Source organism: Microcella pacifica, from assembly GCF_009371975.2.
GTDB classification, from domain to species: domain Bacteria; phylum Actinomycetota; class Actinomycetes; order Actinomycetales; family Microbacteriaceae; genus Microcella; species Microcella pacifica.
Window position 1 is genome coordinate 15,048 of the sequence record NZ_VIKT02000013.1, and the last position, 22,619, is coordinate 37,666.

Genomic DNA, 22,619 nt, shown 5'->3' on the forward strand with positions numbered 1-22,619 from the left:
TCGGAACCTCAACATGAGCGGCCGACTCGTCGTCCACATTCCGCACGAAGTTGCCGCGCAACTTCGGTACTACGTCTACGCCCTGAGGGACCCTCGCTGTGGACGGATCTTCTACGTGGGCAAAGGCAAAGGGGCCCGGATCAACTCGCATGTCATCGAGGCGGGCAACAACCCGACGTCGGAGCGAGCGAAACTGCGCACCATCAATGAGATCGAGAGCGAAGGGCGCGAGGTCGAGCTGCTTTTCCTGCGCACTGAGCTCGGCGAGTCTGAAGCGTTTGCGGTCGAGCAGGCTGTCATCGACGCGTTTCTGGCCGACGGGCATCCACTCACGAATCTCGTGAAGGGGCATGACTCGGGGCTTCTCGGACTGGCGGCACTACCGGCTGTCGTGGCTCGGTATGGGGCGGCGCCGTGCCCCGCGATCGAAGCCCCGGTCATCATGGTCAAGATGCAGCGTGGCTGGCGTGCGGACATGAACGCGAAGCAGGTCTACGACACCACGCGAGGGCATTGGAAGGTCGGCCCAGACGTGCGGGCGCGTGCCCGGTACTGCCTCGGCATTGCGCACGGAGTGGTGCGCGGTGCGTACCGGATCGATGACTGGTTCGAGTCTGAGATGGAGTGGGACGCCGGGCAGAACCGCTGGGGGTTCAACGGCGCCGGTGCGGTTGAGCTCGAGCACGTTGTTGGCACTCACGTTCGGGAAGTGTTCCCGAACCAGGTGATGTATCGGAAGTTCTTGCAGGGATACCGGCCCGAAGAATGGGTTCTGAACTCCACGCGAATTGTCGCCGGGCTCGGATCGATCCAGGTGGATCGGCTCGGAGATGCCCCGCTCATCGCACCGATGGGCACTACTCCGGAGTCGGAAAGTCAATCGTCGTCGTGATCTCGATGTCTTTGATGACATTGGCGGTCTTCGTGAACGACCCCCCGATCTGCAGTAGCTTCACCGGCCCGGCGTTTGCCAGGTCGAGTGCGCAACGAAGACTCGACTCGAGCTCCTTTGTACCGCTCATCTTCATCTCGAAACGGATGACCGGGTACGGACCTTCCCGCAGCTGAACGAGCGCATTGAGCTCGTTATCGCGAGAGAGGTTGTGCCGATCGAGATGCTCCCTCGCCTGTTCAAGAGACGGTGATCCTCCCGGAAAGGTCAAGTGAGCGCTGATACGCGAGGTCACCTGCCCTCGGACCTCTCTCTTCGCGCTTGACGCGCCGCTGCCGATCTTGAAGCGACTCTTGAGATCACCAGACCACTCGGCACGTTCCGATTCGACCCGCGCCTCACCCAACGTCACCTCAACCGCCCCGAGGAGCGCCGCGAGCTTCGCCATGACGCGGTACTTGTCCGCAGTGAAGGCGGCGATCGCGTTCTCCGCAATCTCGAACGAGTCGAGATCGAAGGGATTCTTGATGAGAATCGAACCCTCCGTAAGCTGACTTCGAAGATCCAAGTGCTCTCTGACCCGCAAGACTCTCGATTCATTGAAGAGTGGATTTGCGGCGTAGGGAACGACCATCGCGTCCACTCGCTGAAGAAGGCCGATCGTGTCGGGGTCACTAGCGAGCTGCAGATAAAGTGCGTCCGACGCAACGAGCACCGACCTAGGCATCCTGGCGTTGGGCATGAGCTCAGTCACGGCGTCCACTCTCCTGAATCTGTGATTGGAAGCATCATGTGAGTCGACGCCTTGCTGCCGCGCTTCGAAGCAACGTGGACGCGCACATTCCGATGAGCGCGGCCCCGGCGCCTACAAAGATGATCCGTGTCACTTCATGATCACGAGCGAGTCGCGCCGCAACGCGGAGACCCGCTTCGACCTGTGCGGGATTCAGGTTGCAATCGAGGGCACGAGCCGTGCGAACGACGGACTCGACTACGTCCTGCCGTTCGCGAGCTAGCTCGCGTGACGTCACCACAACGACGATCGGCGACGAGTCGCGGGCTGCACCGGGTTCAAACTCCAGTCGAGCGATGCCCCTGCCAACACGAACCAGAACACTATCGACTCGGATCGGTTTACGCCGCAGATTGAGGGTGATTGATCTACTCCGAAGATCAACGAACCGCGACTCTTGGGCGTCGACAACTGCACCGTCAACTGCCACGTCGATGCCTTGGCGGACTTCGGACTGAACGTAGACGGCGATCACGAGATTGCTCGTTCTATTGTCTTCACCATTGTTGTCGCCATCCGGGCGTTGGCCAACGAACCGACAACAAGCTCGGCATTGTTGAGTTGGACCTGGCCCGCCTTGATGGGTGCACAGTCCGCTACTCGCTTAAGTACATCCTCATGACTGTGCGAATAATCGGAAACTTGGTCAGCGAATGTCCCCACCAGAAGTACGCTCGGCTTCGGGCCGCTCATGCTCTTCAGCCAGACCTTCAGGAGTGTGAGGTGCGAAGTCACTAGCTGAATCGTCGCGACATCCCCGCTCGCGATCAGATCAGCTCTGAATAGGTACCACACCTGATCGGAACTCTCGAAGGCTGCTCGCCACGTGGGAAACGCGACACCATCATGACCAGGCATATCCTTCGGAATCGCAAACCGAACGTCCTTTCCCTTGAGCCTCAACGTGAACTCCATGCCGGGCTCGGGGTCAACTGTGTACTTCGATCTCTTCGGTGGTTTCCCGTCACGAAGCGTCTGAAACAAAGTGGTCTTGCCCACCCGCTGAGCTCCGAGAATTGTCAGCTTTTTGTTGGCCAGGAACCTTAGGAGGCGATTGATGGCGAGCACCAGTCCAGCCGCGCCGACTGCGGAGAACGCGACAGCAGCCGCAACGATGATCACCGGAACTGGCATCGTGCAGACCTCCTGGCGGTCGAAGACTTGGGGACTCGTTTTGGCCGGGCAGCACGACATAGAGCGCGGCTCGGCGAGTCTTGTTCGCGTTTCACCCTAGTCGTCGTCCCGGACAGCAGCCGCATATCAGGGCCACGTGACAACAAATTCGGTCGAGTGGTAGCCCAAGGGCTTCCAGGCACGCCGGGTTCGTCGATTCTTGGTCGGTCGCCTAGCAGCGTCGCAAAGGCCTGTGCCACGCGAGGTGATCCGATTCGCCACCTGCACCCCGCACCTTCGAGGGCTGCGACCTACAGTTATTCGACGACCTCGGCGAGATGCACGTCGCCATCCGCGAGCGCGACGCCGAACACGGGCTCGCGCGCCTCGTCGCCGGCTACGCGTGGGAGTGGAAGAGCAAGAACGACCCCACCGCCTACGACATCGAACTCGACGGGCCCCAGTTGCGGTGGAACACGACCGCCACCGACTGGATCGCCTCCAAGACCTCGCTCGACGAAGTCGGCTCCATCCATACGGTGCAGGGCTACGACCTCAACTACGCCGGCGTCATCATCGGCAACGACCTGCAGTGGGACGAGGATGCTCAGCGACTCGTCGTCGACCGGGACAGGTACTTCGACAAGAAGGGGAAAGAGAACAACCCCACCCTCGGCCGGACGTACAGCGATGAGGATCTGCTGCGGTATGTCTGCAATGTGTACGCGGTGCTGATGACTCGTGGGATTCGGGGGACGTTCGTTTTCGCGGTCGATCCTTACCTTCGCCGCCAGCTTCAAGTCCCCGTGGAGCGGCGCCGTAGCCCACGGAACGAGGGACGGCGGTAGCTTAATGGGTGGCCTTGTCACGGCGGTCGTGTCTAGGAGTTGTCCGGCGTGGAACGCTCGCGACCAACGAGCGAACGCGTAGGTTTCAATCCACGCCAAGCAAGATCGGGGCCGAAATGTCGAGACGCCTAAGCGATGGTCAGGTCGAAGGCAGGGCTATACCTTGGACGTGCTAATCAACGGGAGACGTGTTTCGATCTCGCGAGCCGTGTTCACCGAGCTTCTTGGGAACTCTGTCGTGAATGATCGTGCGCCTTACCATCGCGCTCTTGAGCGGAGCGAGATCCAGTACACCGACCTCGTGGATCTTGCACGCAAGGCAGAGGTGCCGCATCCACTTTTTTTCGCATCTGTCGCGATGGTGCGGGCGCAGGTGGCATCCAAGACAGAGAAGCTACTGCAAGGCGTGGCTCCTGAGACTTTCACCGTGAATACCAGAACCACGATCAAGCTCCGCGACGTGGAGCTCATCATCAAAGACCTCCTCCGAAAGCAGTCGCTCGCAAAGAAGTACGATCCATCACTCGTCAAGAACAGGATCGTCGGGCTGCTTCGTAAGCGCGGCGCCAATGTGCGCCAGGATGCCGACAAACTCGTGACGGCACTTGGCCTCGAAATGGACACGTTTCGACGAGCCCGGACAAAGGAAATCGCGCTTGAGATCCTCATCGATCATCTGGAGGCGAACCAAGTTCTCGTGTCGCGCAGCGTGCGCGGATACATGCCCCAGATTTTGGATGGAGTGCACTTCAGCGGCATGACCGTTAGGGACCCGAAGGTGCCGTACATCTTTCTTGCCGGCGGCGACCACGGTGATTTCCAAGACCCGCCCGGGCGCCAAATATTCACTCTCACGCTAATGGCCGTACTCGTCGCACGAGGAATCTTCGCTCCGGTTTCCTACGACGCGAATAGTCATGCTCCCGAAGCTGGCCGCGAGTACGACCTGGTTGGCGAGATACTAATGCCCGCCGATCACCTTCGACACTTTTCCTTCGACAGCCTCGACGCGGTGAAGGTCGCGGCAGAGGCTTTCCACGTCACCCCAAGTGCAGTGGTGGTGCGGGCGATGCGACTCGGCGAGCTAGGCGCTAAGTCTGCACTCACACATCTCGGTCAACTCGAGGTCGAGTTCAGCGCTCGACAGAAACCTGGGCCACGCCGTCAGCCGACGCCCGTGAATGCGATCCGGAAGTACAGCGGCAGAGCGCTGACCTCACGGATGCTTAGCGCTGTCCAGGATCGACGGCTCTCCGAGAAGGAGTTCTGCCGCGTTGTCTGCCTCAACCGGCTCTCTCCTGCCGACCTTGGCGATCTCAAGGCGGCGGTCAGATGAACGAAGAACGTTATCTGCTCGACAACAACGCACTCTCCCACCTCACCGCGCCCCAACGTTCGAGTACTTTCTTCTACGACCGGTGCCACCTTCCGTCCGAGATCGTTTACGAGGCGCAGGGATACCCTGATGCGAACGAATTCAAAAACGTCGAGTATCCGACAACCTCGCGAGTGCTTTCGCACCTAAGCGCGGTGATGGCGACCGTTCCTGCGGACGACATATCGCTCGTGAATCTCTACTCGAACAAGGGCGCGGCCGATCCGATGCTCATCGCCTGCGCGCTCGACGGCATGGAGGAAGCCGCCTCGCACCTGTGGGGTCCGACTTGGGTCGTCGTCTCGAACGACCATGCGGTGCGGGCCAAAGCTACGGAGCTCGGTGTCGAGTCGTGCACGAGAGAGGAATTCCTCGCTAAGACCAAGGATCAGTGGAAATAGCTGGCGCTCGATCCGCGAAGGCCTTGCAGTGGCAGGAGCTTTCACTAGCGGAGTGCTGCCAGTGACGAGCCGCAATTCCACTGAGCTGCTGACTAACGAGTAGGTAGACAATCTGCCCCCGACGGATGTCTAGGACAAACTTGCGGTGCCGTGGCCCACTATGCGAAGCCGTTGTAGTCCCCCTCTCGTGGCGAACCCGACATTACTGCGACGCAAATGCCGACCACCCCTTAGTCCGCCAGAGAGCACGATACGACGGCAAGACACGTTGACGATCAGCGCCGCGCGAGCTGTGCAGTTAATGCGCTCATGACAACCGTGGCCGCAGGCGATTCGAATCCTTCCGGGACCAGACCCAACCTGTGCACCAGTTGATCGCCATTTTCAGCGCGGCCATCGCCGTGCCTCCCTAACTCTTCCACATTCAACAAGCCAAACCATACGAGCGTTTTGCGAGCCGAAGAAAATATGTCGCGATGAATCCCGTAGTTCTGGAGCCGAATTTCGGGAGGCATTACCAAAAGTCCACCGTCCCGCCAGCCTTCCCTGGCGCACGCCACCATTAGCAGAATCGCGATCTCCGAATCTTCGAGGACATGAAGCCAACCATTCGCGATCAATCCGGCAGGGAATGTAAACGTCGGCTCGGCTTTAGTCGGCACCCGGTATTCCTCATGTTCTCCAATTGCCTCGACACCTCGCTCGTTGAGGAGCACGAATTTCTCGAAGCGATTCCGCTCACCTGGGCGACCAGGGATATCTACGAGGCCGGCTTCCTCAAGCGAGAGGAGCGCGTTCCGCACAATGCGCGCGCGCTTGTCACGCGCCGTCAGAAAGACACCGCCGCTATTGCTGTTCGTCGCGTCGGAGGCAATCAAGTCTGTCCAGCCCCAGGCGCTTGTGTGTCCAGCGACCTCGAAACCGAACTCGACAAGTTTCGCTTTAGCGCCCGCGCGGCGTCGAGTCTGCACGAGCGCGATGAGAGTCAAGATGAACCGCAATGCCGAGCCGCGGCTACTCATGAGTCGAGTCGCAGGAGGACGCAACTCACGCGGGAGTGCTTTGCGGTCGGACGCAAGAGTGCCGGCTGCCAGCGCCCGGTAGGAGAAACCCTCGCGGATTAGCAGTCCTGTCGGAGGCAGCTCTCCCCGCATCGAACTGTAGACCCGATTGATTCCCGCATTCTGCTGAATGAGATCCAAGCGGCGGAGCCGCGATTCTAGCTTCGCAGCCTCTTTCGCCGTGGGGGCCCGTGAAAAATCAACAGTGAGAACCAAACATCGCTCCGAACTAGATCATTTCATTCTGAACGTTTCAACCAGCCAGAAGCATCCGTTAGCTCGTTGCTATGTGACGGTTCTGGCCGGTTAAGGCGTAACTGCATCATACCTGCACGCAAGCCGACGGTGTGCGTTACTTGGCTGTGAAATCGAGAAGCCGTCGTTGGAGGAGGTGCAGGTCGATGGGAGCGAAGAGCGCCGCGAGGGACGACTCGGGCCGCAAGGTAGGAATGTGGTCCGCCATCGCCGACGCAGTGCAATCGGGCTGGGGCTCAACTGTGCGCCTACTACTGGTGATCCTTGCACTTGGCATCGTCTTGACCAACATCGCCCTCGCTGCCAGCGAGAGCAGCGTCGGGTTCGCTTTTCGAAAGGTGCTCGGGGAATGATCCTGAGGTCGCAGAGCGCACCTTTGCAGTCCACTCGGGAGACTTCGCCGTTGCGGCTCTCGAGCGAACTGTATAGCGAATGTTGCGGAGGCCTACGCGACACTGCCCGGACTTCGAGGTGTGTAGCTCTTGAGCCTCGCAGAGTGGGCGGAACGATTCGACGCTCGCGGCGCCGAGCGGTGCTCGGCACCGGTGGCCGCCTGGCAGGTTGTGGATTTGTCCCCACCGGCTCCCCCACACGCTGCTACGCAACGCGTGGGGCCCCTCGCGCGGCGTGGGCCCACCTGCTCGCAGGTCCGAGCTACCCGCCCGGGAAACGACGAAGAGGGCCGGATGATATCCGGCCCTCTTCGTCGTTGGTCGGGCTGACAGGATTTGAACCTGCGACCCCTTGACCCCCAGTCAAGTGCGCTACCAAGCTGCGCCACAGCCCGTGGCTGGCCCGGAGAGGGTGGGCCGGGAGCAAGCTTAGCGGAGGTGGAGGGGTGGTGCGTGCGGGCCCCCGAGCAACCTCGACGAGCTTCGCCGTCAACGGGCGACTAGCGCAGTCAGAGTATTCGGGTCGTGGGCGGGGAGGAGGCGCAGGGTTGGGTTCAGGGACTGGAGGGCCACTAGGCGACGGGCCGTGTCCAACTGCACAGCGCGGTCTCCTACGTCGGGCACGACTGCGCGCGGCAAGAGGCTCGGGTCGTAGGTGGCGTCTCCTACGAGGAGGAGAGGCGGAGCATCCGGTCGGCGGATCAGGAGGCTCATCGAGCCCGGAGAATGGCCGGGGGTGGGCAGGAGGAGCAGCGTGCCGTCGCCGTGGATGTCGTGGGCGGCGCCGAAGGGGGCGAGCAGCGGGTCGTCCGTGGGGGTGAACGAGACCGGGGTGAAGGTGGCGGTGGGCGGGGCCACGTGCTCGGGCAGGATGCCGTGCAGCTGCGGGGTCTTCTCGTCGAGCAGGGCCAGCTCGGCCGCAGCCACCAGAATCGGCGTGGAGGCCAGCTGCGGTACACCACCGGCATGATCCTGGTGCAGGTGCGACAGAGCGGCGAACGACAGCGACGAGACCGGATGCCCGATCTCCGCCAGCTGCGTCGCCAGATCGTGCTCGGGGCTCACCTCGAAGCGCGCCTGCCGCCGGTACACCCAGCCGAGCGGTCCGCGCGGGTAGAAGTCGGGGTCGGTCACCGAAGCGAGCGGTTGGCCCGTGTCGAACAGCACCGTGCCGCGCTTGTGCTCGACGACGAACACGTGCACGGGCAACCAGTCGCTCCACGTGCGGGCCGTGAGCGTCCACCACAGCATGGGCGTGCCCGAGCCGGCGATGTTCTTCGGCCGCACCTGCACGCGGCCCACCGTGAGGGCGTGCACGGCGCCGACCGGGCCGGAGGGCGGTGCGGGGGCGACCGCGCGAGCAGGAGCTGACATGGGGTCAGTCTGGCACCGAGGTCGCTCGGCCGGGCTCAGAACGGCGTGAGATGCGGCAGCACGAGGCGGGCCGCCCGCACCGCCTCCTGCGCGACAGCGATCGCATCCCGCGCATCGTCCGCCGTCGCTGACGGGGTGTCGACGGACGGGTACTCGTTGTCGTTGCGCGCGCGACGAGGGCGGTCTACCTGGCGGCCGATCCGATTCGGCGGGTCGAGCTGGGCAGACGCCGCCTCCGTGACGGCGATGTGGCCTCCCGAACGGGTGGGCCGGATGCCCTGCGCGAGCAGCAGCGAGGTGAATACCTTGCGCGCCGCGTCGTAGGCGAGGGCGAGCGCGCCGACCGGATCCTCCCCCACGATCATCCTTGCTGCCACGATGTGGGTCTCGCAGAGCTCCGAGGAGCGCTCAGCGAACTCGGGCTGCGCGGTGACTGTCTCGAGTTCTCCGCGGTGCAGAAGCTGCTCGATCGTCGCTTGGCCTTGCTCCCACGTCATGCGTTTCCTCCGGTGTCGACGTCAAGGTCGACCCATGTTCGCGCACGCACCGTCGCAACGAACGGATCATCCACAGTCGCCCATCGCTCCGGGGTGATCGTTGTGGCATTCACCTCCCGACGCAGTCGACCCTCTGCCCGCCTCAGAGCGTCGTAGAGCTCGTCGCGATCGTGTCGCCCGATCACAAGCACGTCGATGTCGCCCGGTGGCGGGCCGGGCTCACCACGGCGACGCGCCGCCCACGAGCCGAAGAGCACCGCCTGCACGATGCCCGGCACCGACGAGAGCTCGCGCGCGACGACGGGCTGCGGCCCGTGCGTGAACATCGCGATCTCGCGCACCACCTCGGCGAGAGGGTGGCGCACGTTGAGACTGTAGACCGCTCGACGGCCCACCGGGGTCGCCTCGATGATCTCAGCGTCATGCAGACGGGCGAGCTCGCGCGTCACCGTGGGCAGGCTCGCGTCGACGTGCCGCGCCAAGTCGGCCGCCGTCTCCCCCCGTTCGCTGAGCTCAAGAGCGGCAAGGACCTCCCCTTGCGTTTCGGATCGCAGAAGAGGGAACAGCGCGGGTGCCTTAACTTTCATAAAACAGAGGCTAGCAGTCTTTTATTGCAAGTAGACTCGGTGCATGGGGGACGATGTCGAGCGTCGTCCTCCGCCCGTACGCTAGACGCGACATGGATCTCGACGACATCGCCCTGTTGTGGGAACGACACCCTGCCTGGCGGCTCCTGCGTGCCCGCAATGCGCCCCTCGTGCTGTCCTTCCTCGGCGAGTACTTCGTTGAGAATAACCGCGGGGCCACCCCGGCAGGTCGCCTTGTCACAGCACTCGACGACTATCTCTACAGCGTGCACCGCGCCGAGCCCGACCGGTACACCGCGAACCCTTCGACCTACCTCGACGATTGGGCTGGTCCCGAATCTGGATGGCTGCGCGCCTACTATCCGGTCGGTTCAAACGAAGTGCACTACGAAGCGACCCCGGCCCTGCAGAAAGCCCACGCGTGGGTCGAGAATCTGCGCAGCAGATCGTTCATTGGCACCGAATCTCGACTGCAGACCGTAGTGGAACTGCTGCGTCAGATCGTGCGCGGCTCAGAAACCGACCCCGACAGCCGCATCGCCGAACTCGAACGCCGCCGTGACGCCCTCGATGCCGAGCTGGCCCAAGCCCGCCTCGGCAACTTCTCCGTACTCGACGATGCGGCCTTGCGGGACCGCTACCAGCAGGTGGCCTCCACCGCCCGAGACCTGCTGAACGACTTTCGCGAGGTGGAGGAGAACTTTCGCACCCTCGACCGCTCGGCGCGAGAGAAGATCGCGAGCTGGGAAGGCGGCAAGGGAGATCTGCTGGCTGAACTTCTGCGTAGCCGAACCGACATCACGTCCTCCGATCAAGGCCGTAGCTTTCAAGCGTTCCACGACTACCTTCTGTCGGAGGGCAGTCAAGACGAGCTCGCGCACCTCATCGCCACCGTTCAGAGCATCCCCCAGATCGTGCCCGACCGACGACTGCGCACCGTGCACCACGACTGGTCTGAAGCCGCAGAACGCACTCAGCAGACCGTGCGAACGCTCTCGGAGCAGTTGCGCCGCTTTCTGGACGACCAAGTGTGGATCGAGAACCGGCGTGTCATGGAGCTGGTTCGCGCCGTCGAAGCGGCCGCACTCGACGTGCGCGAGCAGGCACCACGAGACATTGGCCTTACCGTCGATGCGCCAGGGGTGCCCATCGTTCTTCCCATGGAACGGCCCCTCTACGACACACAGCCAGAATCGATCGTGGACAGTATGCTCGCGCCCGACGACGATTCTGAATCAGAGCTCGACAATCTGTTCGCGCAGCGGTACGTCGATACCGCGCGATTGGCGCGCAACATTCGCGCCATAGTGCCGCCACGCACCGCGGCAGCGCTCGACGACATCATTAGGCTCTACCCAGTGCAGGACGGTGTGGCCGAGATACTCGGCTACCTGACACTCGACGACGGCGACATCGACATCGACATCGACATGGGTGACCGCGAGATGATCATCGACTACACGACCCCAGACGGCGAATCGAAACGAGTGCTCTTGCGGAAGGTCACGGTGACCAGATCATGAGAACAGCCGACGAGCACGCCGTCGCGAGCGCGATCATCCTGCTCATGAGGGAAGTCGTGTATCGAGAACTCGCCTCCCACGAGAAGGCCTGGCAGACGCTTGACCGACACCGTTCCGCCGTGGTCGATCACTTCGCCAGGATCGGCATCGACGTGATCGTCGACGACGTCGAAGGCTACGCATATCTGAGCACGCGAGAACCAGAGGAAGGCGAAGAGCCCCTCCCCCGCCTCGTGCGGCGGCGCAGCCTCACCTACAACGTCAGTCTGCTGCTCGTCCTCCTGCGCAAGCGTCTCATCGAATTCGAGGCGAGCGGAGAGGACGGCACGCTTGTTCTGACCCGTGACCAGCTCATCGACACGATGCGCGTCTTCCACGCCTCGTCAAGCGACGAAGCACGAGTGGTCGACCAGGCCGATCGAACCATCTCGCAGGTCGCCGACCTCGGGTTCCTTCGCGAGCTTCGCGGGCAAACGGGAAGGTGGGAGGTGCGTCGCATCCTCAAGGCATACATCGACGCTCAGACACTCGGAGACTTTGCAAGCCGACTCGCCGACTACGCCGGGGCAACCAAGGAGGGCACTGCATGAGCGAGACGCTCTTCTCCGCCCTCGACGCACCGTCGCCCACGCACCACAACACGGGGTATCGATTGCATCGCATCGAAGTCTTCAACTGGGGCACGTTCGACAAGCACGTCTTCTCGATCAGCCCACAAGGGCAGACCTCCCTGCTCACGGGAGACATCGGTAGCGGCAAGTCGACGCTCGTCGACGCCATCACGACCCTCCTCCTGCCCGCCCACCGCATCGCCTACAACAGGGCCGCCGGTGCTGAGGCTCGTGAGCGCACCCTCCGCAGCTACGTCGAAGGTCACTACAAGTCGGAGCGCAACGAGACAACCGGAGCGTCCCGACCCGTCGGCCTCCGCGATGCCCGCTCGTACTCAGTCATACTCGGCGTATTCGCGAATGAGGGCTTCGGCGAGCGGATCACGATCGCGCAGGTCTTCCACCAGAGAGACCGCTCCGGTCAGCCGGATCGCTTCTTCGTCACCGCCTCCGAAGCCCTCTCCATTGGTTCAGACTTCGCCGACTTCGGTTCCGACCTGAAGGCGCTACGCGCAAGACTGCGCTCCCGAGGCGCCGACATTGACACAACGTTCCCTGACTACCACCGTCGCCTGCGTCGCCTGCTCGGCATCAGATCTGAACAAGCAATGGAACTCTTCCACCAGACCGTCTCCATGAAGGCCGTCGGCAACCTCAACGACTTCGTTCGGGGCCACATGCTGGAGCCCACCGAGACGCGCACGCGAGTGCGGGCCATCGTCGACCACTTCGACGATCTGGTGAAAGCACACGACGCTGTGCGCATCGCCACCGAGCAGCTTGACGTGCTCACACCGCTCATCGCTGCAGCCGACCGCTACGAAGATGCGGGCGCCCGGCATGCCCAGTTCACCGATCAGCGCAGTGCCCTCACCCCCTACATGGCAGAACGAGTGCGAGAAATCCTTGCGCGCGACATTGCCTCACGCTCACACGAGCTGTCAGAACTCGCAGCTCGCACCGCCGACCTCTCCTCAGCACGCGCGGCACTCGTACCGGTGCGTGATCGGCTCACGCTGGAACGCGGGGGCGTCGGTGGCGACAGGCTTCACGAGCTGGAAGTCGAGATACGACGAGCGACCGCTGAGCGCGACGAGCGCGCGGAACGCAGACGACGGTACGACGAGCTCGTAGCGGATGCCCTGCTCGAGCGCGTCGAGGATGCCCATGGTTTTCGCGCCACCGTCGAACAGTCGACGCGGCGGCGCGAGCGCCTCGACCACGACCGCGCGTCACTCACCTCGCGCCGTGAGCCGCTCATCGAGCTTCGCTTCGACGTTCGGCGAGCCCACGACGCCGCGCAGCGCGAGATCGAAAGCCTCAGTACCCGGCGCAACAACCTGCCCGCTGACCTCGACCGCGTGCGACGTTCAGTCTGCGACGCCCTCTCGCTCGACCCAGAGGAGATACCGTTCGCGGGCGAACTGCTTGCCGTGCTCCCCGCATACTCTGCGTGGCGCGGTGCCGCCGAACGAGTGTTGCGTGGCTTTGCCCTGACCATGCTTGTGCCCCAGCAGCACTACGCGACCGTCTCGCAGTGGGTCAACGACAATCGACTCAATGCGCGCCTGGTGTACCGACGAGTACCCGAACGGAGAGTGCGTGCGATGCCCGCGGCGCTCAGTGGTCGCCGACTCGTCGACGTGATCGATATCGAGCCGGGCAGCTTTGCCGACTACCTCGCTGCTGAACTCGCACGGCGGGCCGACCACGTGCTCACTGAATCGGTCGACGAGCTTCGACGCGAAGACCGGGCGGTGACCCTCGAGGGGCTCGTGCGAGAGGGCGAGCGTCACGAGAAGGATGACCGGCGTCGCGCCAGCGACCCTCGCACATGGGTGCTGGGGCGAGGAAGTGAGCAGAAGATCGCGGCACTTGGAGAGGAACGCGACGCATGCGCCATCGACCTGCGCAACCTTGACGCCGACCTGGTCACGCTCGATGTCGAGACAGAAGCCCTCGCCCGGCTCGGTGGTGTGCTCGCCGCACTCGGCCAATACCATTCTTGGTCAGAGATCGACACCGTGCAAGCCGACACTGCACTCGAGACGCTGCGAGCCGAGCACGAGAGACTGGTTGCAGGGTCTCACGAGCTCGCCGCCCTCGACGCCCGAATCGCGGAGGTCGAGGCAGAGGATGCGGGGCTGGCGGCCGAAGCCCACGAGGTTGCCGCTCGCATAGGAGCCGCGCGTGAAGCCGTTGCATCGATGACCGCGCGAGACGACGCAGAAGCAGACGCCATCAGTCTGATGGGCACTGACGTGATCGAACGCGCACGCCAGCACTACCCTGCCCTCGCCGACAGCGTCGAACAGGCGAACGCACGCACCGTGGAGGACTGCGATCGACTGCGTACGAGCATCACGAACACCCTCACGAGCGCGATCGACCGAGTGCAGCGCGAGATGAACGGCTACACCACGAGCATCCAGCAGCAGATGGGGGAATTCCTGCGTCGGTGGCCAGCCCATCGCGCAGACCTAGACGCCGACGTTCGCTCGATCTCAGCCTTTAGGGCACTGCATGAATCTGTGCTTCGCGATGATCTGCCACGGTTCGAAGCTGAATTTCGCCACCAGCTCACCACCAACGCCTTGCGCGAGCTTGCGCAGTTCAACGCCTGGTTGCGCCGCAGCGCCGACGACATACGCACGCGTGTCGACGTCATCAACGACGCGCTCGCCGCGATCGACTACAACCCCGGCCGTGTTATCGTGCTTCTCGCCGAGCCCACCGTCAACCAAGAAGTCAAACAGTTTCGCGCCGATCTGCGCGAAGCCACGAGCGATGCACTCGCCTCCGATGACGGAACGATCGACGCCGAACGACGATTCGAGCAGATACGTCTTCTCATCGAACGCTTCAAGGGTCGCGAAGGGCATGCCGACAGCGACCGGGCTTGGCTGCAGCGCGTCACCGACGTGCGCAATTGGTACACCTTCTCCGCGAGCGAGCAAGATCGCCGCACCGGCGAAGAGTTCGAGCACTACACCGACTCCGACGGAAAGTCCGGTGGGCAGAAAGAGAAGCTCGCCTACACGATCCTTGCCGCATCCCTTGCCTACCAGTTCGGGCTTCAGTGGGGCGTGGAAAAGTCACGAGACTTTCGTTTCGCCGTCATCGACGAGGCATTCGGTCGCGGGTCTGACGTCTCAACCCGCTACGCGCTCGACCTCTTCGCCAAGCTCGGGCTGCAGTTGCTCATCATCACCCCCCTGCAGAAGGTGCACATCATCGAGCCATACGTCAGCACCATCGGGTTCGTCGACAATCCGACCGGAGCCGCCTCGAGGGTGCACACGCTCACCATCGAAGAGTTCCGAGAACGGCAGAGGACGCCCGGGTGAGCGACCCCGAGCGCTGGACGACGCCTTCTGACATCGCCGCGGCCGTGCGGCAGCGATGGAGAGATGGTGAACTGCTGCGCGCCTACGTGGCGCAACAGCAGTTTCCCCGCATCGAAGTGGCCCTGCGCGGGCCCGTCGCCGCCGACCTCGGTGTGCACTTCGACGCCGCCCGCACCTGGGCAGACTCCGTGCGACGAGCCTCCCGCGACGGTCGCGGCTTCGACATCGTTCATGGGCGCATCGGGGGACGACTTGCCGGCGCGACCGACATTCCCACGCGGGCCGTGGTATCCCGCTACGAGCAGGCGTGGGCCCTCCTCGGTGTCGCAGACCAGGCAACAGTGTTCGCATCAATGCTCGACGCCGCGGTCGACACCCCGAGAGCCCGCACCTGGGCACTCTCCTCACCCGTCGCCGCCATCGCGCTCGCCGCCGAGTGGACCACCATGCTCGCAGCGTGCGCCTGGCTCGACACCCATCGCGACACCGGCCTCTACGTGCGGCAGGCCAGCGCGCCGGGAGTCGACACCAAATTCATCGAGCGCCACCGCCGCGTGCTGGCCGCCATGCTCGACGTGCCGGCGGGCAAAAGGTCATTCGAGGTGGCACTTGGTCTTGCCATCAAACCCTCAACGGTTCGCCTGCGCTTCGACCCTGCGGTGATGGGAATGCCTCGTGGCCTCACCGAAGCTGTCGTCAGAACCGACGAACTGAACCGCCTCACCGTTCGAGCGCGACGTGCCCTCATCGTCGAAAACGAGATCACCTACCTCAGTGTGCCCGTTGCAGCGGGTTGCGTCGTGCTCTGGGGTAAGGGCTACGAGGTCGATGAACCAGCATCACTGTCCTGGCTGAACGACATGGAGGTCGACTACTGGGGCGACCTGGACACTCACGGCTTCAGCATCCTCAACAGAGTGCGAACGCGTCTGCCTCACGTCACATCGGTGCTCATGGATCGAGAGACGCTCCTCGCTCACCAACTCCACTGGAGTCACGAGAGCTCGCCCACGAGTGCCGCACTGCGCCAGCTGAATGGCGAGGAGGCTGCGCTGTACTCGGACATCGTCACCGACCGCTACGGGCAGGCCATTCGACTCGAGCAAGAACTCATCAATTGGGAGTGGGCCACTCAGCGCATCACCGAGAGCGGGCATGCGTAGGCCGCCTCGACTCCGCATGACCCCAGAAGCCGCTCGACGCTCGAACCGAAGTAGCGACGATCCCGAAACAGCGGAGCATTACCTGCTGAGCTGCACCACCATCCTCTCCTCGTGGGCGATCGCCTGCTCCACCAGGTCGGCGAACTCGTCGAACGTCGCTTCCTTGTCGGTGCTGTCGGTGCTGTCGGTGTTGCCTGTGCTGCCTGCAGCCGCCGTGTCGGCCACCCGGGCCCAGCACTCCCCCGCCGCGTCAGCTTCGCGGGCCGCCTCGCGCCACGACTCGCGCTCCGCCGCGGGCAGCAGCTCGGCCGCCTCGCGCAGAAACTCGGCGAACAGCGGGCGCGTACCACCCGGCGCCGTGTGAACCCAGGTGAGGCACTCGGCGAGGCGGAGCATCCCGACCTCAAACGAGCGCGCGTCGCCGAAGCGGCGCCGCCAGCCGGCCTTCGTGCGGTCGTCGCGCAGCTCGGTCGCGAGCTTGCGCATGCCGCTGAGGCCGAAATTGCTGTCGAAGGCGTGGTGGATCACCGGCCCCGTCAGGTGCGCAACGGTCGTGGCGACGGATGCTCGCACGGCGTCGGGGGTGGGCGACGCTTCCACAACTTCGGAGTGGAAGCCTCCACCATCGGCAGGGTCTGCACCCACCCCGGTATCGGCGCTCAGCGGCGCGAGCGTCTCGATCGCGAACCGACCATTCTTGTGGAGCGCCCACGCGGTGGCGAGCTCGTCGGCGGAGAGCGTGTGCATCTCACCGTCGGCGTCGTCGATCAGGTAGGCACCCGCCTCGGGCCCGCGCGTGACGACCACCGGGTAGGGGTCGGCGGCCTCCGCCGCGCCGAGCGGGCCCTCGGGAATCTCGTGCCAGGGCAGACCGCCTCGACCGACCGTGATCCAGGCCGGGGAGGTCTCCAGCGTCGCGTCGAGCTTGTCGAAAGCCGCCTTCGCGGACGACGAGGTGACGATGCGGTGCTCCACCGCGGGGGACGCCGCGTTGAGGTGGGCGGTGACCGCCTCGAGCCACGGCTGCGGGTGATGCTGCGCGACAATCGTCAGCATCGGGTGCTCGACCTGCTTGTACTGGAAGATCGCGTAGAGAAAGCCGATGCCGCCGCCGAGACCGCACGCCATCGGCTCGCTCACCGGCAAACCCGCCGCGGCGAGCATCGTGCGGGCCAGGGCGGAGACTCGGTGCTGCGGCGCGGCCGGCGCGGGGCGCGGGCGGCTGTCGGTGACAGTGTCAGTGCTCGCGTCATCGCGGGCGCTGAGAACGTGCCGCAGCGCGGTCGTGTACGCCTCACCGGTGCGCTGCATGCGCTCGCGCACGAGGCGCTTCAGGTGACGGTGCTCGGTCATGATGGGTCCTTCCGCGGTCGTGCGCCGGGCATCCCGCACCCACCTGGCGCCCACCGCTGAACGGATGCCCGTCACCGGGCTCATCAGACTGCGAGGCCCTCCGCGAGAACATGATTCCCTCTGCCCCCGCGGGGTCGACGCGTGCGGGGCGACGATCAGGGGGTTCGGCGTGCGGAGCCGCCGACGTCAGAATACGGCGTCGAGCGGGCGGGCGGCAAGGTCGGCCGGTTCTCGTCGACGGGCGCGCCTCCTCCCCAGCTCTCGCTAGAGCACCCTCCTCACCACCACTCGTCTCCGTGGCTCCACTGTCGGTGGTCGAAGGTATGTTCGAATCGATCAGAAGCCGTTCTCGTCGACAAGGGAGGTGCATCATGACCGCAATCGCTTCCGCGCTGCGCTCTGCGGTGGATGCCCTTGCCGCCGTTCCTCGTGACATCGCGCCGTATCGCGCTCTCGATGACGTCGAGCTGCTCGACCTCACCCGCCTCGCAGCCGACGAGGTGCGCCTGGCGCAACTGCACGTGTCCCTCTTGGCCGGGGAGATCGCCCGACGCTCCGCCCCCGAACTCGGCCACGCAGGCCTCGCGCAACGTACCGGGCACCGCACCCCCGAAGAGATGGTGCGCGTCACCACCGTCACCCGCGTCGCCGACGCCCGCACCGCCGTGAGGGTGGGGTCGTCCGTGGGCGCTGAGACGCCCACGCCGCTCGGGGAGGCCGTGCTGTCCGGGCGCGTGAGCGTGGCCGTTGCTGACGCGGTGCGCACCGGTCTCGGCCGGCCCGGCGGTGGCGTGACGGAGTCTGTGCTGGACGAGGCCGCCGGGGTGCTCCTGGAACGAGTCTCGGGGCTCGACGCCGACCGCGCCGCCCGCGAGGCCCGCGCCGTGCGCGACGAACTCGACCTGGACGGCATCGCCGAACGAGAACAGGCCCGGCGCGAGCAGCGCTCCTTCCGCCTCGGCAAGCGCGCCGACGGCATGGGCTACGCCCACTGGGTGCTCGACCCTGAAACCTTCGCCGTCGTCAGCGACGTCTACGACCGCATCACCTCACCGCGACGCAACGAGCCGCGCCTTCAGAGCGAGGGCGAGCACGAGGGCGAGGGCGAGCACGGCGGGCAGGGTTCCGCGCATCCCGCCTTCGACGACGACCGCACCCCCGAGCAGCGCGCGAGCGACACCATCGCCGAACTGCTGCGCCAGGGTGTCGCCGCCGACACGTCCCAGCTGCTCGGTGATGGGCCCATCGGGGTGCGCATGATCGTCGCCGCCCACACCCTGCAGGAACGCCGCGGCCGCGGCTGGATCGAGGGCCACCCCGACGCCATCTCCGTCGAGACAGTGGAACGTCATGCATGCACCGCCGGCACCATCACCCTCACCGTCGACGGGCACCCCGACAATGCCGGCCAGCCGCTCAACCTCGGCCGCGAGCGCCGCCTGTTCAGCCGCGCCCAACGCCTCGCCCTCGCCGCCCGCGACGGCGGCTGCCGCTGGCCCGACTGCGAACGGCCACCCTCCTGGTGCGAAGCCCACCACATCGAGCACTGGCACCGTGACCGCGGCAAAACAGACATCGCCGTCGGGCTGCTCTTGTGCCGCCACCATCACCTCCTCGCCCACAACAACGGGTGGGAAATCGAGAGAGCCGGGCCCAGCTACCGTCTCATCCCACCCGACCAGCGCGCGGACGCCATCGACATGCCCAGCCGCAGCCCCGCACTGCACGACGCCCTGAGCGCCTGATGCCCGCGACTAGCCTGTACCCATGAGCGAGCACCAGCCCGACGGGCGTACCGCGCCCAACGCGGGCGCCCAGCAGCGCCCGACACCTGCCGTGCCGACCACTGCGGCGCAGACGGCGCGCGCGGGCATGAGCCAAGCCGCACGCCGCGCGTGGATGGCCCTGGGGCTCGCGTGCTTCCTCCTCGGCGTCGTCGTCACCATCATCGCCCCCGACAACCTCGCCCTCGGCATCGCCCTGCTCGGAGCGGGCGTCGTGCTCTACACGGTCCCCGGCATGCGCAAGCCCAGCGCGGCGCCCGGCCCGCCCCGCAGCGAAGCACCGAGCGAGGACCAGCGCCGATGACCACTCCCACCGTGCTCGTCACCGGGTTCGAGCCCTTCGGCGGCGACGACGTCAACCCCAGCGGCGAGCTCGCGCGGCGGTTAGGTGAGCTCGGGCATCCCGACTGCACCGAGGGCTCTGCGCACGGTATCGCCGAGCGTCTCATCATCGTCGTCCTCGTCGATCAAGATCGACAGGTCGCGCGTCACCAGCGGTAGGGTCGATATCGGCCGCCACGGGGTCAGGTCGCGCAGTTGAGCCACCGCGCGCGGATCCGTCGACCGCAGAACGCGAATGTCGTCGATCCCCTTCCGCAGCATGAGTGCGCGATCAAGGCCAAGTCCGAGCGCCAGCCCCGACCAGCGCTCCGGGTCCAGGCCGCAGCGCGCCAGCAGGGCCGGGTCGATCAGTCCGCACTCGGCAAGCTCCAGCCACTCGCCGTCGAGAAGCACGTCGATCTGCCTCCCCTTCTGCGTGTACGGGTGCGCGGCCGGCACCTCCCGCCAGCGCGCACCCGGCAGCACCGCCGACACAAGAGCGTCGACCATGTCTCTGAGCTCGGCGACCTTGCGCCGCGTCGGCGCGCTCACCCGCCACACGTCCACCTGGTGAGGGGCTGCCACGTGAGTGCGGTCGATCTGGTCGCGGCGAAACACCAGGCCCGGCAGCACGAGCACTTCGTCCCGATCACCATCGGCCTCCAGCTGCCTCAACAGGGCTGGGATGCCCGCCGACGTGTGGCTGCGGAGCATGACCGTCGGGCTCACGTACCGCGAGTGCCGGCGATCTCGGGTGATCGCCCGCGCGTCGAAGCCGAGCGCGTCGTAGTTGTCGACGGTGGCCACGAGAGGGCTCGACCGCACGACGCGGTGAGGCAGGGCATCCGGAGCAGTCGCCGCCTCGATGATGCAGTCGAAAAGAAGCGCAAGAGCGTGAACACCGCCGGCGGGGTCGTCACCGGAAGAATCAGAGAGGTCAGGCACCGCGAGGGCAGCGCAGAGTTCGGAAGAGCTGAGATACATCGACAGAGTCCTTGTCGTTCGGCGGAGGAAGAAGGAGGCGTTCCCCTCGGCCGAGCGGTTGTCCGACTCGGGACTACGCGCGCAGCATCAGCCCGACTCGGCCGGGAAGCGGCCGAGGGCTGAGAAATCGCAGGCACATGCTCATGAGCCCGAGGTTAGCGCCGGGCGTCGCGCGGTCGACAGTGCGAAACCCGCCCGCAACGTGCGCTTGCTAGCGTGTCTTCATGGAGCTCGAGCTCGACACCTTCGGCCTCACCGCCGCCATCCTCGCGATCGCCGGCGCGGTCGCGTTCCTCGCGCACCGCGCCAAGCAGCCGCTCATCATCGCGTTCATCCTCGTTGGCATCGTCGTCGGGCCGAACGTGCTCGGCCTCGTCGAAGAGGCAGAAGCGCTCGACCTGCTCGCCGAGATCGGCATCGCCATCCTGCTGTTCCTCGTCGGGCTCAAGCTCGACATCAGACTCGTGCGCAGCATCGGCACGGTCGCCCTGCTGACCGGGCTCGGGCAAGTCGTCTTCACATCCCTCATCGGGTGGGTCATCGCGGTGCTGTTCGGCATCGACCTCGTCGCAGCGATCTACGTCGCCGTCGCCCTGACGTTCTCCTCGACGATCATCATCGTCAAGCTCCTCACCGATAAGCGCGAACTCGACGAGCTGCACGGCCGCATCGCGCTCGGCTTCCTCATCGTGCAAGACATCGTCGTCATCCTCGCGATGATCGCTCTCACGAGCTTCGGCGGCGGCCGCGACGGCTCCATCGGCGAGCAGGCGCTTTTCCTCATCATCAGCGCCGTCGGCCTGCTGGGCGGACTGTACGTCGTCGCCCGGTGGGTTCTGCCGTGGCTGCTCAAGCTGCTCGCCACCAGTCAAGAGCTGCTCATCGTCTGGAGCGTCGCGTGGGCCGTGGCCCTCGCCGCGCTCACCGACATCCTCGGCTTCTCCATCGAGGTCGGCGCGTTCCTCGCCGGCTTCGCCCTCGCCTCCACGCGCTACCGCGAGACGATCGCGGCCTCCCTCAGCGGCCTGCGCGACTTCCTGCTGCTGTTCTTCTTCATCACCCTCGGCGCGCAGCTCGACTTCAGCGCCATCGGCGAGCAGATCCCCGCAGCGATCGTCTTCTCGCTCTTCGTCCTCATCGGCAACCCGCTCATCGTGCTCATCATCATGGGCCTCATGGGCTATCCGAGCCGCGTGGGCTTCCTCGCCGGCCTCGCCGTCGCCCAGATCAGCGAGTTCAGCCTCATCCTCATCGCGCTCGGCCGTGACCTCGACCAGGTCGGCGACGACATGGTCGGGCTCGTCACCCTCGTCGGGCTCATCACGATCGCCGGATCGACCTACCTCATCCTCTACTCGAAGCAGATCTACGCGTGGCTCGAGCCTGCCCTGCGCATCTTCGAGCGCAAGCGCACAGTACCGGCGACCGACTACGAGCCCGAGACCTATGACGCGATCGTGTTCGGCTACGGCCGGTTCGGCAAGCAGCTCGTCGCCGAGATTGTCGGCACCGGCTGCACCGTGCTCGTCGTCGAGTGGGATCCGTACGCGCAAGCACAGATCGACGACGCCGACCTCGCCGACCGCGTGACCGTCGTGTTCGGGGACGCGAGCAGCCCCGACTTCCCCGACGCACTCCCCATCCGCCACGCGCGCTGGATCATCAGCACCGTGCCCGACGCCGGCACGAGCATCGTGCTCGCCACCGCACTGCGGCAGCACGGGGCCACGTGCCCCATCGCGGTCACTGCGCACACCGACGCCGTCGGCTCGCTCTACGACGCGGCTGTGGCCGACGGCACGATCTCCACCGTGCTGCACCCGTTCCGCGACGCTGCCGACGACGCCATCGACACACTGCGGCGACTCGAGAACACCGAGCCTGAGACGCCGTGAGCAGGCGCCGATCAGAGCGCGGCGCGCATCCCCACCGGCGCGGTCGTCCG

Annotated in this window: 19 protein-coding genes, 1 tRNA gene and 2 pseudogenes; 13 read left to right on the top strand and 9 right to left on the bottom strand. The window is 65.1% G+C overall.

Translation table 11 applies throughout. The features are described from left to right. The first annotated feature begins 13 nt into the window (after nucleotides 1–13). Nucleotides 14–892 carry an LEM-3-like GIY-YIG domain-containing protein gene (locus FK219_RS08595; protein ID WP_152583707.1) on the top strand — a complete coding sequence of 293 codons (879 nt, stop codon included), beginning with the start codon at nucleotides 14–16 and terminating at the stop codon, nucleotides 890–892. On the opposite strand, the gene FK219_RS08600 is transcribed toward FK219_RS08595, so the two are convergent. After that, entirely contained in the window at nucleotides 858–1,646 is a 789-nt protein-coding gene (locus FK219_RS08600) for a hypothetical protein (protein ID WP_152583708.1), read from the bottom strand. The genes FK219_RS08595 and FK219_RS08600 overlap by 35 nt on opposite strands. A gap of 136 nt (nucleotides 1,647–1,782) precedes the next feature. Here FK219_RS08600 and FK219_RS13975 point away from each other — a divergent pair, with 136 nt between their 5' ends. Further along, entirely contained in the window at nucleotides 1,783–1,908 is a 126-nt protein-coding gene (locus tag FK219_RS13975) for a hypothetical protein (protein ID WP_268888670.1), read from the top strand. A 248-nt stretch (nucleotides 1,909–2,156) separates the two neighbouring features. On the opposite strand, the gene FK219_RS08605 is transcribed toward FK219_RS13975, so the two are convergent. Continuing rightward, entirely contained in the window at nucleotides 2,157–2,807 is a 651-nt protein-coding gene (locus FK219_RS08605; protein WP_152583709.1) for a GTPase domain-containing protein, read from the bottom strand. A gap of 302 nt (nucleotides 2,808–3,109) precedes the next feature. On the opposite strand from FK219_RS08605, the pseudogene FK219_RS08610 reads away from it, so the two are divergent. From FK219_RS08610 to FK219_RS08620, 3 genes and pseudogenes are all read left to right on the top strand, one after another. Further along, a pseudogene (locus FK219_RS08610) lies at nucleotides 3,110–3,646 on the top strand (DNA/RNA helicase domain-containing protein); the annotation flags it as partial. 169 nt (nucleotides 3,647–3,815) lie between these two features. Then, entirely contained in the window at nucleotides 3,816–4,982 is a 1,167-nt protein-coding gene (locus tag FK219_RS08615; RefSeq protein ID WP_165638085.1) for a hypothetical protein, read from the top strand. Continuing rightward, a complete protein-coding gene (locus tag FK219_RS08620; RefSeq protein ID WP_152583712.1) occupies nucleotides 4,979–5,422 on the top strand; it encodes a hypothetical protein in 444 nt (147 codons plus the stop codon). The genes FK219_RS08615 and FK219_RS08620 overlap by 4 nt, the downstream gene beginning before the upstream one ends. Nucleotides 5,423–5,697: 275 nt before the next feature. On the opposite strand, the gene FK219_RS08625 is transcribed toward FK219_RS08620, so the two are convergent. From FK219_RS08625 to FK219_RS08645, 5 genes are all read right to left on the bottom strand, one after another. Further along, on the bottom strand, nucleotides 5,698–6,624 hold the full coding sequence (locus FK219_RS08625; RefSeq protein ID WP_152583713.1) for a hypothetical protein: 927 nt from the start codon (nucleotides 6,622–6,624) through the stop codon (nucleotides 5,698–5,700). Between the two features lie 824 nt (nucleotides 6,625–7,448). Further along, nucleotides 7,449–7,525 (bottom strand) — tRNA-Pro (locus FK219_RS08630). A 94-nt stretch (nucleotides 7,526–7,619) separates the two neighbouring features. Beyond that, complete coding sequence (locus FK219_RS08635; RefSeq protein WP_152583714.1) at nucleotides 7,620–8,504, bottom strand: MBL fold metallo-hydrolase; 885 nt, start codon at nucleotides 8,502–8,504, stop codon at nucleotides 7,620–7,622. Between the two features lie 35 nt (nucleotides 8,505–8,539). Beyond that, nucleotides 8,540–9,001: a HEPN domain-containing protein gene (locus FK219_RS08640; protein ID WP_152583715.1), complete on the bottom strand. Its 462-nt coding sequence runs from the start codon at nucleotides 8,999–9,001 to the stop codon at nucleotides 8,540–8,542. Further along, a complete protein-coding gene (locus FK219_RS08645; RefSeq protein WP_152583716.1) occupies nucleotides 8,998–9,483 on the bottom strand; it encodes an ArsR family transcriptional regulator in 486 nt (161 codons plus the stop codon). The genes FK219_RS08640 and FK219_RS08645 overlap by 4 nt, the downstream gene beginning before the upstream one ends. A gap of 197 nt (nucleotides 9,484–9,680) precedes the next feature. Between FK219_RS08645 and FK219_RS08650 the strand changes: the two genes are divergently transcribed. From FK219_RS08650 to FK219_RS14140, 4 genes are read left to right on the top strand one after another with little or no spacing between them, the layout of a single operon-like run. Further along, nucleotides 9,681–11,111, top strand: a complete 1,431-nt coding sequence (locus FK219_RS08650) for a DUF3375 domain-containing protein (RefSeq protein WP_152583717.1) — start codon at nucleotides 9,681–9,683, stop codon at nucleotides 11,109–11,111. Further along, nucleotides 11,108–11,701 (top strand): DUF4194 domain-containing protein, encoded by a 594-nt coding sequence (locus FK219_RS08655; protein WP_152583718.1) that lies wholly within the window; start codon nucleotides 11,108–11,110, stop codon nucleotides 11,699–11,701. Before FK219_RS08650 ends, FK219_RS08655 begins: the two co-directional genes overlap by 4 nt. Then, entirely contained in the window at nucleotides 11,698–15,069 is a 3,372-nt protein-coding gene (locus FK219_RS08660; protein WP_152583719.1) for an ATP-binding protein, read from the top strand. The genes FK219_RS08655 and FK219_RS08660 overlap by 4 nt, the downstream gene beginning before the upstream one ends. Next, nucleotides 15,066–16,232, top strand: coding sequence for a Wadjet anti-phage system protein JetD domain-containing protein (locus FK219_RS14140; protein ID WP_152583720.1), 1,167 nt, complete (start codon nucleotides 15,066–15,068; stop codon nucleotides 16,230–16,232). Before FK219_RS08660 ends, FK219_RS14140 begins: the two co-directional genes overlap by 4 nt. A 78-nt stretch (nucleotides 16,233–16,310) precedes the next feature. Here FK219_RS14140 and FK219_RS08670 read toward each other — a convergent pair whose 3' ends face one another. Next, nucleotides 16,311–17,585, bottom strand: coding sequence for a DUF4872 domain-containing protein (locus tag FK219_RS08670; protein ID WP_165638086.1), 1,275 nt, complete (start codon nucleotides 17,583–17,585; stop codon nucleotides 16,311–16,313). Between the two features lie 371 nt (nucleotides 17,586–17,956). Between FK219_RS08670 and FK219_RS08675 the strand changes: the two genes are divergently transcribed. The 3 genes and pseudogenes from FK219_RS08675 to FK219_RS14145 form a co-directional block, all read left to right on the top strand. Then, entirely contained in the window at nucleotides 17,957–19,330 is a 1,374-nt protein-coding gene (locus tag FK219_RS08675) for a DUF222 domain-containing protein (protein ID WP_165638087.1), read from the top strand. A gap of 22 nt (nucleotides 19,331–19,352) precedes the next feature. Next, nucleotides 19,353–19,673 carry a hypothetical protein gene (locus tag FK219_RS08680; protein WP_152583723.1) on the top strand — a complete coding sequence of 107 codons (321 nt, stop codon included), beginning with the start codon at nucleotides 19,353–19,355 and terminating at the stop codon, nucleotides 19,671–19,673. Continuing rightward, nucleotides 19,670–19,726 (top strand): annotated as a pseudogene (locus FK219_RS14145) (hypothetical protein); the annotation flags it as partial. The gene FK219_RS08680 and the pseudogene FK219_RS14145, both read left to right, overlap by 4 nt. 27 nt (nucleotides 19,727–19,753) lie before the next feature. Here FK219_RS14145 and srmL read toward each other — a convergent pair. Continuing rightward, on the bottom strand, nucleotides 19,754–20,635 hold the full coding sequence (gene srmL, locus FK219_RS08685) for a PheS-related mystery ligase SrmL (RefSeq protein WP_328821656.1): 882 nt from the start codon (nucleotides 20,633–20,635) through the stop codon (nucleotides 19,754–19,756). A gap of 263 nt (nucleotides 20,636–20,898) precedes the next feature. Here srmL and FK219_RS08690 point away from each other — a divergent pair, with 263 nt between their 5' ends. Further along, nucleotides 20,899–22,569 carry a cation:proton antiporter gene (locus FK219_RS08690; protein ID WP_152583726.1) on the top strand — a complete coding sequence of 557 codons (1,671 nt, stop codon included), beginning with the start codon at nucleotides 20,899–20,901 and terminating at the stop codon, nucleotides 22,567–22,569. Nucleotides 22,570–22,619 lie beyond the last annotated feature (50 nt).